At 62.9% G+C, this 14344-nt stretch carries 14 protein-coding genes and 1 pseudogene; 11 read left to right on the top strand and 4 right to left on the bottom strand.

The genetic code is table 11. The annotated features are described in order from the left end of the window. The 5 genes and pseudogenes from mobF to NJ75_RS01510 all read left to right on the top strand — a co-directional run. Positions 1–3027: a MobF family relaxase gene (gene mobF, locus NJ75_RS01495; protein WP_039330730.1), complete on the top strand. Its 3027-nt coding sequence runs from the start codon at positions 1–3 to the stop codon at positions 3025–3027. A 400-nt stretch (positions 3028–3427) separates the two neighbouring features. Next, positions 3428–3637, top strand: a complete 210-nt coding sequence (locus NJ75_RS01500; protein ID WP_039330732.1) for a hypothetical protein — start codon at positions 3428–3430, stop codon at positions 3635–3637. A 172-nt stretch (positions 3638–3809) separates the two neighbouring features. Continuing rightward, positions 3810–4790 carry a helix-turn-helix transcriptional regulator gene (locus NJ75_RS01505; RefSeq protein WP_156135671.1) on the top strand — a complete coding sequence of 327 codons (981 nt, stop codon included), beginning with the start codon at positions 3810–3812 and terminating at the stop codon, positions 4788–4790. An 11-nt stretch (positions 4791–4801) separates the two neighbouring features. Further along, positions 4802–5056: a hypothetical protein gene (locus tag NJ75_RS24205; protein ID WP_137775971.1), complete on the top strand. Its 255-nt coding sequence runs from the start codon at positions 4802–4804 to the stop codon at positions 5054–5056. After that, positions 5016–5465 (top strand): annotated as a pseudogene (locus tag NJ75_RS01510) (glycoside hydrolase family 130 protein); the annotation flags it as partial. The gene NJ75_RS24205 and the pseudogene NJ75_RS01510, both read left to right, overlap by 41 nt. A 161-nt stretch (positions 5466–5626) precedes the next feature. Here the strand turns inward: NJ75_RS01510 and NJ75_RS01515 are convergent. The 4 genes from NJ75_RS01515 to gnd all read right to left on the bottom strand — a co-directional run bounded on the left by NJ75_RS01515 (position 5627) and on the right by gnd (position 8520). Further along, a complete protein-coding gene (locus NJ75_RS01515; RefSeq protein ID WP_196490602.1) occupies positions 5627–6163 on the bottom strand; it encodes an SRPBCC family protein in 537 nt (178 codons plus the stop codon). A 40-nt stretch (positions 6164–6203) separates the two neighbouring features. Then, positions 6204–6464 carry a hypothetical protein gene (locus tag NJ75_RS24210; RefSeq protein WP_156135672.1) on the bottom strand — a complete coding sequence of 87 codons (261 nt, stop codon included), beginning with the start codon at positions 6462–6464 and terminating at the stop codon, positions 6204–6206. Between the two features lie 167 nt (positions 6465–6631). Continuing rightward, positions 6632–7438 (bottom strand): LOG family protein, encoded by an 807-nt coding sequence (locus NJ75_RS01520; protein WP_082013211.1) that lies wholly within the window; start codon positions 7436–7438, stop codon positions 6632–6634. Beyond that, positions 7435–8520 (bottom strand): phosphogluconate dehydrogenase (NAD(+)-dependent, decarboxylating), encoded by a 1086-nt coding sequence (gnd, locus tag NJ75_RS01525; protein WP_269078563.1) that lies wholly within the window; start codon positions 8518–8520, stop codon positions 7435–7437. The genes NJ75_RS01520 and gnd overlap by 4 nt, the downstream gene beginning before the upstream one ends. A 187-nt stretch (positions 8521–8707) precedes the next feature. On the opposite strand from gnd, the gene NJ75_RS01530 reads away from it, so the two are divergent. From NJ75_RS01530 to NJ75_RS01555, 6 genes are all read left to right on the top strand, one after another. Beyond that, the gene (locus NJ75_RS01530; RefSeq protein WP_082013213.1) at positions 8708–10195 is read left to right on the top strand and encodes an MBL fold metallo-hydrolase RNA specificity domain-containing protein; all 1488 of its coding nucleotides are present in this window, start codon (positions 8708–8710) and stop codon (positions 10193–10195) included. Between the two features lie 116 nt (positions 10196–10311). Then, positions 10312–10671 (top strand): hypothetical protein, encoded by a 360-nt coding sequence (locus tag NJ75_RS01535; RefSeq protein ID WP_039330738.1) that lies wholly within the window; start codon positions 10312–10314, stop codon positions 10669–10671. A gap of 181 nt (positions 10672–10852) precedes the next feature. Continuing rightward, the gene (locus NJ75_RS01540) at positions 10853–11293 is read left to right on the top strand and encodes a MerR family transcriptional regulator (RefSeq protein ID WP_137775970.1); all 441 of its coding nucleotides are present in this window, start codon (positions 10853–10855) and stop codon (positions 11291–11293) included. A gap of 27 nt (positions 11294–11320) precedes the next feature. Further along, positions 11321–11656, top strand: a complete 336-nt coding sequence (locus tag NJ75_RS01545) for a hypothetical protein (RefSeq protein WP_039330740.1) — start codon at positions 11321–11323, stop codon at positions 11654–11656. A gap of 26 nt (positions 11657–11682) precedes the next feature. Continuing rightward, positions 11683–13605, top strand: coding sequence for an FAD-binding oxidoreductase (locus NJ75_RS01550; protein WP_407668279.1), 1923 nt, complete (start codon positions 11683–11685; stop codon positions 13603–13605). Further along, positions 13605–14330: a hypothetical protein gene (locus NJ75_RS01555; RefSeq protein ID WP_039330914.1), complete on the top strand. Its 726-nt coding sequence runs from the start codon at positions 13605–13607 to the stop codon at positions 14328–14330. Before NJ75_RS01550 ends, NJ75_RS01555 begins: the two co-directional genes overlap by 1 nt. Positions 14331–14344: the final 14 nt, after the last annotated feature.

Genomic DNA, 14344 nt, shown 5'->3' on the forward strand with positions numbered 1-14344 from the left:
ATGCTTTCGGTCGCATCAGTGGGATCGGCAGGAGGCGCAGCCAACTATTTCGCCAAGGATGACTACTATGTTGGCGATGGCCCGGCTGAGCTCAGCGAGTGGGGCGGGAAGGGTGCCGAGGCTCTCGGGCTCAAGGGGCAGGTCTCGAAGGACGACTTCGAGAAGCTGCTCGACGGCAAGCTTCCCGACGGGAGCATCGTCAATACCAATGCCAACCGCCGCGCCGGGATCGACCTGACTTTCTCGATGCCGAAGTCGGCTAGTCTGATGATCCAGTTGGGGGGCGACAAGCGCGTTCTGGAGGCGCAAGCCAGTGCGGTCAAATCTGTCATGGCCTATCTGGAAAAGCACTTCGCAGAAGCGCGGGACTATTCCCGGAATGGCAATGGCGAACCGGTCAGGACCGGCAACCTCGTCTACGCGCTCTTCCAGCACGATACGAGCCGCAAACTCGACCCGCAGAACCACACCCATGCCGTGATAGCCGCGATGACGCAGGACAAGGCGGGCAAGTGGAAGGCGCTCTGGAACGGCGAGATCTGGAAGAACAATTCGGTCCTAGGCTCAATCTATAACGCGGCCCTGCGCAGCAACCTCGAGAAGCTGGGATACCAGACAGAGATTACCGGCAAGCACGGCCAGTTCGAGATCAAGGGTGTGCCGCGCGATGTCATCGATGCCTTCAGCCAGAGGCGTCAGGACATTCTGGCAACCGCGGAGAGGTTGGGTCGCAGTCCGACCGAAACCGAAGCGATGCGCGAGATCACCAAGCGGACCCGCGATCCCAAGCTCAATCCCGACGACAAGCAGGCGCTCAAGGCAGAATGGGCGCGGCGCGCGGAAGGTCTTGGTTTCGACGCCAAGGCCCTTGCCGAACAGGCTATGTCGCGCTCGCAGCTGTCGGCCGAAGCCAAGCTTGGCACCGCCGAGCGCGTGCGCGAGGCGATCAACGACATTCGCGCGAATGCCCGAATCTATACGCGTCCGGCTGACGAACTCACGACTAATGGCCTGGCGCGGACCCTGCTGACCCCAAGACAGCTGCGCACTGAGATGGCAACCGCTTCGGCCATTCGCATGATTGGCGAGCGGGAAACCTCGTGGACGCGAGCCGAGCTCGTGAAAAGCGCGCTCGACCTTGGCCTCAAGGGCGTAACCGCCGAAGGTGTCGAAGCCCGAATGCAGCGGCTGCTGGAGGGCGGCCAGGTGCTCGCAGGCAAAAGCACCCGGATCGATGGGGTGCCTGATCGGTATACCACGCCCGAACACCGAATGATCGAGCGCTCGACACTCGACAACGTGGCGCGAGGGAAGGGGGCCAGTCCAGCCATGATTGCGATGGGCGAGGCCCCGGCACGCCTGCGAGAGGCTGCCGGCGACAAACCACTCAACGTTGAGCAGATCGCCGCTGGCACCTTGGCGCTCGGGAGTGACGACCGCACGGTGGTGATCCAAGGGGTCGCGGGCGCCGGCAAGACGACACTCATTTCCGCCATCGCCAGCGTCTCCCATCAGGAGGGCAGGGAGGTGATCGGCCTTGCCTTTGCCAACAAGATGGTAAGCGACCTCCGGAACGATACCCAGCTTCGCGGTCGCGGCGGCGAAGTGCTGCAAGCGGGGATCGCAGCGCAGACGGTCTCCTCGTTCATCAACCAGCATTTGCGCGGTGCGCTCCATGGGTCAGGGCCGCAGTTCGAGGCCTCGCGCAACGCGGTCGCAGGCAAGGTTCTCATCCTTGATGAAGCCTCGCTCGTTGCCAACAAGCCGATGAACGACCTTCTCACCATCGCCAACCGGCTCGGCGCCGAGAAGGTCATTATGGTGGGCGACAAGGCGCAGCTGCTCTCGATCGAGGCGGGCAAAGCCTTTGCGCTCATCCAGGCGGACAATCCGGCCATGGCCCGGCTCGACACCAGCCTGCGCCAGCGGACACCCCACATGCAGGAAGCCGCCGGCCTTGCGAGGGCTGGCCAGTTCAGGGAGAGCTTTGCTTCGCTTGGGGAGCGCGTGATCGAGGCGGGGCATGATCATCTTCGGGTCACGGCGCAAACCTGGCTAGCGCTGTCGCCGGAAGATCGGGCGCGCACAGCGATATACTCTGCTGGGCGCGATGCACGCGGCGCGCTCAACCGGATGGTGCAGGAGGGGCTGAAAGCCGAAGGAGCGCTGAAGGGCGAGGGCATACAGCTGACGACACTGCTACCGGCCCACGCGACACGCGAAGAGCTGCGCTATGCCAACACTTACGACAAGGGCCAGGTTCTCGAGGTCATGCGTGCCAACGCTCCGGGGGGGCTGGCGTGCGGGCGCTATGACGTTGAAGGCACCGATGGTCAGGGGAGGGTGGTGCTACGCGATGCACAGGGCAAGCTGAAGCGCTTCGACCCTTCCAGCATCGACCCGGCTGACAAGCGCGATGCCCTGCGACTTTCAGAGAAGCACCGGGAGACGATCTACGAAGGTGACAAGGTCCGCTGGAACGAAAAGGACACCGCTCGCGGCCTGATGAAGTCCGAAGAGGCCCGGATTCTGATGATCCAGGACGGGGTCGTAACGGTCGAGAACCGCCAAGGCGACACCATCGAGCTCAAGCAGAACGACCGGATGCTCGAGCGCATGGGTCTCGCCTATGCGCTGAACATGCATCAGGCGCAGGGCGATACCCGTGACATGGCGATCGGCGAGATGCACTCGGCCGCTCGCAACCTTTCCAACCAGCGCCTTGCACTTGTGATGATGACCCGCGTGCGTGACGACATCACGATCGTCACCAACGACAAGGACCGTCTGCTCAGTCAGATTGAGCGCAACCCCGGCGACAAGACCAGCGCGCTAGAGACCCTTGGCGAGAAGCAGGTCGATGAGGGCAAGGGAAAGCGTACGTCCGCTGAATTCAGCCCGAAGATCCCCGAACACCTGCGCGCCGGTAGAGACAGCCTCGCGCCGCTTCCCAATGTGGCAAGGGACAGCCTGCGGTCAGTACCTCAGATCGACCTGCCCGAACGCAGCATCGAACGCAGCCGATAGGAGAAGAGTCATGCTACGACGAGATCCAGCGATGTCCGGTGCGGAATCAGGTTCTGCAAGTGAGCCAATTTCTCTCGTTTCGCATCCGGTAACGGAAGGGTTCATCAAGGCAACAGGGGTTGATGCTCCCGGCGTCGCTGAGCCGGTTGGGGTCCAGCTTGGCCCTTTCCCCGGACCGGAATGGGTTGCTCTCGGTTTGGCCATCCTGGCCTCAGTGGCTGCCGGATCGCTGGCGGCTGCGTGCGCAAAAGTCTTCCGGAAAATAGTGCGGCTGCACCCTTCACGGCTCAGGGCTCGCCAATCAGCCACTACCCGATCGACCAGGCCCCAGAGGCAATCGGCATGATCCTGCGCATCCAATCTTCCAGACCGTCCATCACCACATCAAGGAGAGCATGAAATGGCATTCGATTACGAAGATGCCGGAACCTTCGGCAGCGAGCGCGAGGCGAAGGACTGGGCGCTGCGCAACAAGATTGATCTGCGCGATCTCCACATCCACAATGCCGGCGGTCAGCGGGTCGAGGTGGGTATTCGCAAGAGCGCCTACGACCAGCGCGAAGACTATGACAACCGGTACGGGCAGAGGCAGGACGGCTTCTGGCGGTGAAAGTTTGATGTGATGTGACCGACTGACGCCTGATGAGCCATTGGATCAATCGCGGAAGAGATATGATCCCCCGACAGATCAAGAAGCCAATCTTTTGGCTCATTGCGTGATCCATCTGCGGGCTGGCTCGGGGTCGGTAACCCTGCTTTCCGCGAAAATGAGGCATAGATGATTGTCGTTATTGCGTCGGAATGGCTCATTATTGAGGCAGGAGGACGTTATGAGCACCATCAACCCGGACAAATTGATCTTCCTGCGTAAGGAAGCCGGACTGACCGCCGAAGCGTTGGCCGATGCGGCCCACGTCGGCCGCGCTACCATCACCCGAATTGAAAACGGGAAAGCGGGCCCGACCCGACCCGAGACGGCCAAGAGACTGGCAAGCACCCTGAAGTGCCAGCCTGCGGACCTTTTCACACCTCCCGACCCTGATCAGGCGCGCAACTTTTTCAACGATCGCGCGCCCCTCGACCTCAGCATCTCGAATGCGGCGCAGAATGCGCTGGAGCTTGTCGCCATGCGCTACAATGAGACCCGCGAAACGATCCTCGAACTGGCGCCGCTGCTGTTCGACCTTGTCGCGCGCGAGAGCCTCCTCGAACGCAGCAATCGGCTCGCGGAACTCAGCGCCCGGCGTGACGCCGTTGGTGAAATGGGCCGTCATTTCTCTCACCTCGGCGGCAGGTTCCTGCATGATTGGCAGGCGGAAGAAGTGGAGACCCAGGAGGAGATCTCGATCCGCAAGCGGGATCTTCGCGCCTCCTACGTTCTCGAGAGCACGAAGATCGAGGATGCCTTCGTGCCGCAGGATTATGACGAGGAATGCGACAACCCCTTCGTGGACCATCTGAAGCGGCGCATGGAAGAGGTGCGGCAGGATGGCGACGACGCACCTTCGCTCGACGTGTGGCCAGTATGGCGCAGCCCGAGTTACGACGTTGGAAATGGGGAGGCATTGGTCCTCGCGCAGGGCGATATAGAACTGGCGAGGTCGATCTTGACAGGTGCTGTCCAACTCGCTCGGCTACCGAAAAACCTGCGCGGTGCAGATGCCGCGGAGGCAAGATTGGGCTGGATGCGTGAGCAAAAAGCTCTGCACGACGAGAAGATTGCAGAGCTCCTCGGTGATCTCCTTATCGATGCAATCGAATAAGGAGGGGCGCCATGAACAGGAATCCATTTGGCGCGGGCTCTCTCACCGGTCGCGGCGCGGCTCAGTCGACCCGGCACGGCCAGCTACGACAGGCTGAGCGCTGTGTCCCGCAGTTCATCATCGATGCGCTGATCGACTTTGGCGAGGAGCGGTTTCTCGGAGGCGAATGCAGATCATACAGCTTCACCAAAGCAACCTGGAAAAAATACGCCTGCTATATGGGATCGGATCGACGGGAAATACGCGATGATCGGACGGCAGGATAACGAGAACATCTGGCTCCTGGCCTCGGACGATGTTTACGATTGGAACGGCGGGGCAAGAATAGTCCGGCCGCGTTGGCCTTGGGAATTCGTCCAGATGGGCAACTGCGGCTCGCCGATCGAAATCGACGAGGGTTGGTTGCTCATGACTCACGGTGTTGGACCGGCGCGCAATTACTGCATTGGCGCTTGCCTCCTCGACCGAAATGATCCTGCCAAACTGCTTGCCCGGGTCACACAGCCGTTGTTGCGGGCCGATGCGGACGAACGGGATGGTTACGTTCCCAATGTCATGTACAGCTGCGGTGCGATGGTTCACGGGCGGACTTTGGTGTTGCCCTACGCTGTTGCCGATAGCTTCACTCGTTTCGCCACAATGCCGCTCGATCGGTTGCTGGCGGCGATGGCGTAGCGGGATCGCGATCCAGGGAGAAGCCAGACAATTGACAGCACGCCATCTTGCTGCTTCACCCGCCGCAATAAGGCATATCCGCAGGAGGAACACCCTGACCGGTGAGGGTGTCGTCGTGCAAATTTTTCCTGTGCGTTGTTCCGAGCCCCCTGCCCGCGCGGTCACGCGGCGAAGGTGTGTGCTGCATCGTTCGCCATGGATCGGGTGCACCAGCGTGCATATGCGCGGCCAGGGATCAGTCCCAACAAGCGCCAGGGCCAATTCGGCAGATCGTAGTCGATGAAGACCGTCAGCCGCGAACCGAGTCCTTGGGGGGCAATGTCGAAACCCATCCGATAGGCACCGATGACCAGCAATCGCGGCACGCCTTCGGTTTCCCAGGCCTTGCGGCGAGGCGGATCGCGTTCGGTGACGATCTCGCTCAGCTCGAGCGAAAGGCCCAGCACCTTGCCGTGCATGCCGATCCTCGAGCCCAGCATACGTCCGCGATCGTGATCGAACGTGAACTTCATCGAACTCCCGGCCATCATTGCAGAAGACTGCATCATGTGGGACGCCAGCTTTGCTTGATCGTCCAGGTGCTCGAACAGCGTTGCGGGATCGACGGCAATATCGACCACTACAGCCGCTCTGTGCTGGTAGAATCTCTGTGGTGATTTGCCGTGCGGCATCGAATCCTGCCGTTCTTCGCCCTTCACCGTAGAGCGTTCACTTGACTGCATGGCGCCGGCAAGCCGTTCAACAGCAGCCGCCGGACTTCATCGGCATGGCGGAAGGCGATGGGGACGGCGAAGGGTGAGGTGCCGCGGCGGGCGCGCGCTGGGTTCGCGCGGAGCGCTGCCGATGCCGGACAGGGTGCTTCGGCTTCGCCTTGGGTTTCACCTGCTGCTTTGGAGCAGGCATGTCGCTCATGCCGGGAGGCATCTGGTCGGCCAGGGCGGGGCCGATACCTGCGGTCAGAAGTCCCAAAGCAGCGACGATCATCGATGTTCTTTTCATGCAGTGTTTCCTTGCTGATGGCTGCCACGGTTCGGTCAGCCTCGCGGGGATTCTGCGGCGGGCGGGTTAGAGGCGCTATACGTAGATCGCGAATGGACAGCGCGGGCGATCACGCCGACGAAAGAGCATCGCATCGACAGCGCCAGGCCGCGGAGCGCTGGCCAGGCCTACGATACGGGTTCAAGGCCGAGGCTTATCAGAGCCTGCCAGACCTCATCGGACGTATTTGCATAGGCGAACAGTTCGCGATCGGCGCGATCGATCATGCCGTTCTCGCAGAAAACATCGAGATTGATGGCTGCCTGCCAATAGCTTTGGTCGAACAGCACGATCGGCACCTTGGGAGCCTTTCCGGTCTGGCGGAGGGTCAGGATTTCGAACATCTCGTCCAAAGTCCCGAAGCCGCCCGGGAATACGACCAGAGCGCTGGCGCGCATCGCGAGGTGCATTTTGCGGATCGCAAAATAATGGAACCGGAATGTCAGCTCGGGCGTGGTGTAGGGATTGGGTGCCTGCTCGCGCGGGAGCGTGATATTGAAACCGATCGTCGGTGCACAGGCATCGTGCGCGCCGCGATTGGCCGCCTCCATGATCCCCGGCCCGCCCCCAGTGGCGATGACATTGACCCGTTTGCCATCGTTGCGCGAGAGCGCGCCGCCGCGTTCGGATGCCAGTCGGCCGAACTTGCGCGCCTCGTCATACCAGAAGCCGCCATTGCCAGTTTGCCCTGCCCGGACCCGCGCACTGCCGAAGACGACAATCGTCGACAAGACGCCCCAAGCGCGCAGAGCCTCTTCGACTTTTTCGTATTCGAGCAGAAAGCGGACCCCGCGCATCGAATCGCCGAGAATGAAGTCCTGATCCAGCGCGGCCAAACGGTACGAGGGCAGGTCCGCAGCGCGCACGCTTGGAAAGCAATGCTCGCAGGGATGCGGTGTGAGGGCGCTGCAGTACGGCTCGTCATTCGAGGTCATCGGCGCGCTCCAATATCCTCGGGGCGGGTTCCGCGTGATCCTTGGAGCTGCGGCTGCATGGCCTCGCGATGACCGCCGAACTCCTCGCGCATGGCCGAAAGCATCTTGTCGCCGAACGTATGCTCGTGGCGCGACCTGAACCGCGCATTCAATGCGGCAGCCAGGACATTGGCCGGAACACCTTGCTTGATCGCGGTCGATACGGCCCAACGCCCCTCGCCGGAGTCGTCGACCTGTCCTTCGAGATGCAGCAGCTGGCCATCCTTGGCCAAAGCGCCCGCGATCAGGTCGAGCAGCCAGGAGGATACGACACTGCCCCGCCGCCAAACCTCGGCGATATCCGCGAGGTTGAATTCGTATCGAGCGCCTGTCCGATCGGCCAGGACCGAGGCGTTTCGCAGGATGTCGAAGCCTTCGGCGAACGCCTGCATCATCCCATATTCGATGGCGTTGTGAACCATCTTCGCGAAGTGTCCGGCGCCGTGGGGTCCGGCATGGACATATCCATGGTCCGGCCTCTGGTCTGCGCCCTGGCGTCCGATCGTCTGTGCCGCTGCGCCGATCCCGGGCGCCAGCGCCTTGAAGATCGGATCGATATGGGAGACCGCTTCGGGCGTTCCGCCGATCATCAGCGAGTAGCCGCGCTCGCGGCCCCAGATGCCGCCGCTCGTGCCCACATCGACGTAACCGATCCCGCTTTCAGCGAGCAGGGCCGCCCGGCGAAGATCATCTTCATAGAAGGTGTTTCCGCCATCGACGATGATGTCGCCGGGAGACAGGAGGTCCGACAGGGTGTGAATGGCCGTTTCGGTTGCGGAGCCGGCTGGCAGCATTATCCAGAGGACGCGCGGCGCGGACAGGGCTGCTACCAGCCCGGACAGATCACGTGCTGCTTGAGCTCCAGCTGCCGCGATTTCATCCACCCGCGCCAGGTCGAGATCGAAGGCAATGCAGCTGTGCCCTGCGGCCAGCAGCCTGCGGGCGATATTGCTGCCCATGCGGCCGAGCCCGACAATTCCGATTTGCATGCCGACCGTCCCCCTCTCCATCGTTTTTCGCTTCGAAGCGCGCCAGGCGAATATAGACCCGGCATGCGTTCGAGCGCCCTGACCTGGTGCAACTGCGGCGACGCGGCAAATAGCGCCATAGGTAGATGTCACATTGCCCTAGGTCGCCGCGCGACCATTCGCTGCGAGCAATACGTATGGCCTTCGTCCCGCACGCCAGAGAAAATCGGTCCTAGAACCACGATTTCGGGAGGCAACGTCCATGCACAAGCACAAGAAGCACCGCGCGAAGGACAAGTCCCGCGGACATTTCCTCCCCGGCATCGAACCGCAGGCGAGACTTGACGTAGAGCCTCGTCCGTCCGGACATGGACTTGCGATCGGTTTCTTTGGCGCCAGCGGAACCGTGACGGGATCGCGCTACCTTCTCGAAGACGATTCGACGCGAATACTGGTGGATTGCGGACTGTTCCAGGGTGGCCGGGAGCTCAGGGGACTCAATTGGGCGCCGCCTCCGCCCGAGGTCGATGACGTCGAAACCATTCTCCTCACGCACGCGCACCTCGATCATTCCGGAGCGATCCCGCGCCTGGTTCGCAATGGCTGGAAAGGGCGGGTCATCGCGACGCGCGCCACGGCCGAACTCTGCGAGCTGCTGCTTCCGGACAGCGGCCATCTCCAGGAGAAGGACGCCCAGTTCGCCAACCGGCGGGGCTATTCGCGGCATCGGCCCGCCTTGCCGCTCTACACCCAGAATGACGCTCTCAACGCACTGGAGCATTTCGAAGGTGTGGCTTTCGACGCAGCTGTAGAGGTCGCCCCCGGCATCTCCGCGCGCTTTCGCCGCGCCGGCCATATCCTTGGCGCAGCCTCGATCGAGATCGACTGGAAGGGCACGAGGATTCTCTTTTCAGGGGATTTGGGCCGCTACGACGATGCAGTCATGTTCGATCCCACACCGCCGCCGGAAGCGGACTATCTGATCGTCGAATCCACGTACGGTGACCGTGAGCATGATGCGCTCTCGCCCGAACTGGCTTTGGGCGACAGTATCGAACGCTGCGTTGCACGCGGCGGGACGGTTGTAATTCCGGCGTTCGCGGTCGGGAGGGCGCAGTCGCTGCTCTACTACCTGTCCTTGCTCAAGCAAGCTGGGCGTTTGCAGGGCGTGCCGGTCTATCTCGATAGCCCGATGGCGATCGACGCCAGCGAGATCATGTGTGCCCACTCGGGCGGCCACCGTTTGTCCCGCGAGCAATGCAAAACGGCCTGCGCAGTCGCGCACTACGTCCGCGAATCCGAGGAATCGAAGGCCCTGACGGCAGATCGGAATCCGAAGGTCATCATCTCGGCGAGCGGCATGGCCACGGGCGGGCGCGTGGTCCATCATCTCGCCCAGTTCGCGCCCGACCCCAAGAACCTCATTCTATTCGCAGGGTTTCAGGCCGCCGGAACCCGCGGGGCCGCGCTTGTTGCCGGGGCAACGACGATCCGGATCTTCGGCGAAGAGGTGCCGGTCCTTGCCGAGGTGACCAACCTCTCGATGCTGTCGGCGCATGCCGATTGCAATGAGATCATGCGCTGGCTTTCGGGCATGCCGCAGGCGCCGCGAAGGACCTTTGTGACGCACGGCGAAGCCAGCGCCTCGGCGACGATGGCTGAACGGATCGCACGCGAACTTGGTTGGCACTGCGAAACTCCCCGGCTGGGCAGCTGGGGCGATATAGCGCTGGCCACGGACCACGCCTGACGATGTGACCAATACGTATGTCAAGCCGGGACGCGGGTCCTTATCCCAATGAATGAAGACAGGATCTTCCCCATTAGGCCTGGGGCCGGCCTCCAAATTTCGCGAAGGAGTCGATCATGTTGAAGAAGTCCCTCACCGCCGCGTTCGCTGGAATTGCCTTGCTCGGCGCGACCCCTGTCCTGTCGCAGGGCATCGGCCACACCTGGTTTATGCGCGGCACCATCGTCGAAGTCGGTTCAACCGGAACAGTCGTTTGCATCGGCAAAGCCGACGGTGCCGAGGTCGGACAGGTTCTCGACGTCTATCGGATCGTCCCTCATACTGGCCCGCAAAAGGGCACGGGCCCGAGTTTTCACCGCAAGGAGGTCGGCGAAGTCAGGATCGATCACGTTTTCGACGACCATTTCGCCCACGTCACCGTCGTCAGCGGCAAGCCGGCTCGCAACGATATCGTCGAACTGCAGCGCAGTCACTAAGCGCGGCCAGCCGCGCGCGCGGCGGCGGTCTATGGGCACGTTGGCCTTTCCCACCGGAGGGCCAACGACCCCTACTCCCCGTGCGAGGCGCTGCACGGCCGGGACGCCCAACAACGGTTCCAAGCGGAAACCGCCTGCACACAAGATGCAGCGCCCGGCCAGCCACATTGGGATGGATGCCATGGCAGGATTGAAGATAGGAGAGTTCGCCGCAGCCGCCGGCGTGGGCCGCGATGCGGTTCGCCATTACGAACGCATCGGCCTGTTGCCTGCGGTGGTCAGAAATGGCGCAGGCTACCGGGTCTACAGCGACGACGACCTCGAGCGGCTGCAATGCATTCGCCACGTCCACGAAGCGGGCTTCAGCCTCGAACAGACCCGCGATTTGCTCGAAGCATCGACAGCAAACCGCGATCGGATCGAGACGCTGCTCGGCGTCACGCGCGCGAAGCTCGACGCCGCGAGGGACAATGTCGAGTGGCTCTCGGAAGTCGTAACGTTCCTGACCAGCCTGGTCGCCGCAACGCCGCTAGACGAAGCCCAGCCCCTGTGGGTCGGTTTTCAGGCGGGAAGATGTGCAACGCGGCGCCGCAGATCGCGCTTCGCGCGAGGCAATTGCTAATCATTACCAAGAAAGAAAGGACCGAATATGGCTTACCTAAATCGCAAGGCACTGTCGTGGACTGGCTTCGGTCTGGCGCTTGCAGGCGCCCTCGCGCTGTCGGCCTGCAACAGCAAGGACAAAGAGGCCACCCCCAGCGCGGCAGCCACCGACGCCGCAAGCGAGACAGGAGCCAGCGACGCGACCAATTCCACGGCAGCCGACGATATGCACAACCGGATGGAGGCCGACCAGCGCCAGAAGATGGATCACGACAGCATGCGCATGGGTCCGGGAATGAACCACCCCGCTACCCCGGCTCCCGACTCGCAGCCAACCAACCAGAGCAGTTCGATGCCAAGCGGGGGCATGCAGGACATGTAGGCGGCGATCGAGCGTTCCCCATGTCGATGCCGAAGCCCCGATGCGCTGTGATCGCTATCGCTGCGTGTGCGCTGGCAATGCCGGCGCACGCGCAGGACGGCGACGAGCACAGCGCGCATCATCCAGGCGGTGCCGCGCCGTCGCCCATGGCTACGCCCTCCCCCATGAGCAGCAACGGCGGGGCCAAGCCGGGCGGCCAGCCCGCCGCCGATAGCGCCATGTCCGCGATGATGCAGGACATGATGCAGGAGATGATGGGCGGAGAAGGCGAACATGGCGGAGCGAACCGGCGCGGTCCGTTTTTCGCCAAACTGCTGACATTGCCAGCCACTTCGGCCGAGGAGAAGCAGGCTCTGGCCAGCCAGGCGGAACAGCGCGTCTCAGACGGCTTGGCAATGGTCGAAGCGGCCAACGCGGCGGCAATGCACGCCGCGACCCCGCAAGCCCGGCTCGATGCGGCAAAGAAGTTGCGCGAAGGGCTCGATCTTCTGAAGAGCGGTGCTGCCGGTCAAGCCGCGCTTGCGAGCGAAGCGCAAGCTCCGATCGCGGCGCAGACCTGGTTTCGCGACCAGCTCGGCATCGCCGATCCGGCGCATGCAAGCGCTCGGCAATTGTTTGGACTTTCGCCTTCGCACTTCTTGCTCATGCTCTTCCTCGCCTTGGTCAGCGCCAGTCTAATCGCGCTGCAAGTGCTCCGGCTTCGCCGTGTCCGGACGCTGATGGGTGCGGCGAATGCCGCGAGCGGCCCTTCGGTCGCGGCGCCCGTTGCCGCCCTCGCCAGGACCTCGGGGCAACCGCTGCCGGAATCGCTTCCCCCGGCTCGCGACGCCGTGCCGACGCAAGACGTCCCACCGGCTGCGGCCTTGCGTCCTTCGAAACGGTGGTCGGGCCAGCTAAAGGTCGTTCAGATCGTTCGCGAGACGCCTACGGTCCAAACCTTCCGATTGGCCGATCCCGGCGCGGATCGCCTGCCATTCGACTTTCTGCCGGGCCAATTCTTGCAGGTGGAGGTCACCCCGCAAGCGGACAAAGCCGTGCGAAGATCCTACACGATCGCCTCCTCGCCGACGCAACGGGCCTACGTCGAACTCACCGTCAAGCGCGAGGAACAGGGCGCGGTTTCGAAGTTTCTCCACGATGAGGTCAAGACTGGCGATCTGCTCAAGGTGACGGGCCCCTTCGGTGAGTTCACCTTCACCGGAACCGATGCCGAGAGCATCGTCCTGATCGCCGGGGGCGTCGGCATCACACCGATGATGTCGGTGCTGCGCTATCTTACCGACATCGCCTGGCCAGGAGAGATCTTCTTCCTCTATGGCGCGCGCTCGACCGAAGAATTCGTCTTTCGCGACGAGCTCGAACGGCTGGAGCGACGCTTCGCCAACCTTCATGTGATGGCCGCAATGCAACGCTCCGCGGGCACCGTCTGGCTTGGGCCGGAAGGGCCGATCACCCTGGAAATGCTGCGCGCCGCTGTGCCGGACATAGCCAAGCGCCGGGTCCACCTGTGCGGTCCCCCCGGCATGATGGCGGCAATGCGCGCGCAGCTCGCGGAGCTTGGCGTGCCCGAGGCGCAGTTGCACACCGAGGCATTTGGCCCTGCCTCCTTGCCGGACAACGCGGCTGAGATCGAAACGAAAGAGCGTCCGGCGGCGGCACGCACGAAGCGCAAGGATGCCGTGGCGCCAACAACGGTGACCTTTGCGGTCTCGGGCGTCTCGGCCCCGCTGTCCGCAGAGGAGACTGTGCTGGAAGCCGCCGAAGACGCCGGCGTCGAGATTTCCTATGCCTGCAGAATTGGCGAATGTGGCGTCTGCGTCACCAAGCTGATCTCGGGTGAAGTCACGATGGCGGTCGAGACCGGTCTCGATCCGGAGGACAAGCAAAAGGGTTACATTCTGGCGTGCCAGGCGAAGAGCGCCGGACAGCCGCTGGTGGTGGAAGCCTGATGCGCGAGCGCGGTGATATCCTGGTTGCTCTCATGGTCGCGTTCGTGATCCTCTTCCCGTTGGGATATCTGCTGCACGTCTCTCCGCGCTTCCCGGGCAGCCTGGCTGGCGGGGTCATTGGCATCGCGGCTGCGGTGCTGATGCTGCTGACCTTGCCCTATGTCCTGGTCAAGCACGTCAAATCGATCGCCGAGGCGACCGCGCACCGTGTCAGCAAGCCGACGCTGCTGGCGATTCACATCTACGCCGGGGTTCTGGCCGCGATCCTCGGCCTCGTCCACGCCGCGCATAGCTTGGAGAGCCCGGCCGGATTGGTCTTGACCGGGACGCTATTGCTGACGGTCTTGAGCGGCTACATCGGCCGCTATTTGCTGGGCCAGTTGGCTAAGGCGCTGCGCGGACGGAAATCCGAACTGGCCTCGCTACAAGCGGCGCTTCTTGGCCTCGACGCGACCATTGCCAAGGAGGCGGAAGCGCCCCCGCTGCGCCGCTGGCACAGATTGTTGTTCGTCTCCGCCGAGCGGCCCGCCGATCCCGCCGCGAAGGACGCTGAATCCCTGGCCGGAGCAATGGTGGACATGGAATTCGCGGTGCGGGCGGAAAGCGCAACCGATGCCCTGTTCGGCAAGTGGCGGTGGCTGCACATCGTGGTCGGCTGCATTCTCTACGCCGTCCTTGTCGTCCACATCGGCGCCGCGATCTATTTCGGATTGCGCTGGATATGAGGTTTGCGCGCCTC

The organism is Novosphingobium subterraneum (genome assembly GCF_000807925.1).
Taxonomy (GTDB): domain Bacteria; phylum Pseudomonadota; class Alphaproteobacteria; order Sphingomonadales; family Sphingomonadaceae; genus Novosphingobium; species Novosphingobium subterraneum.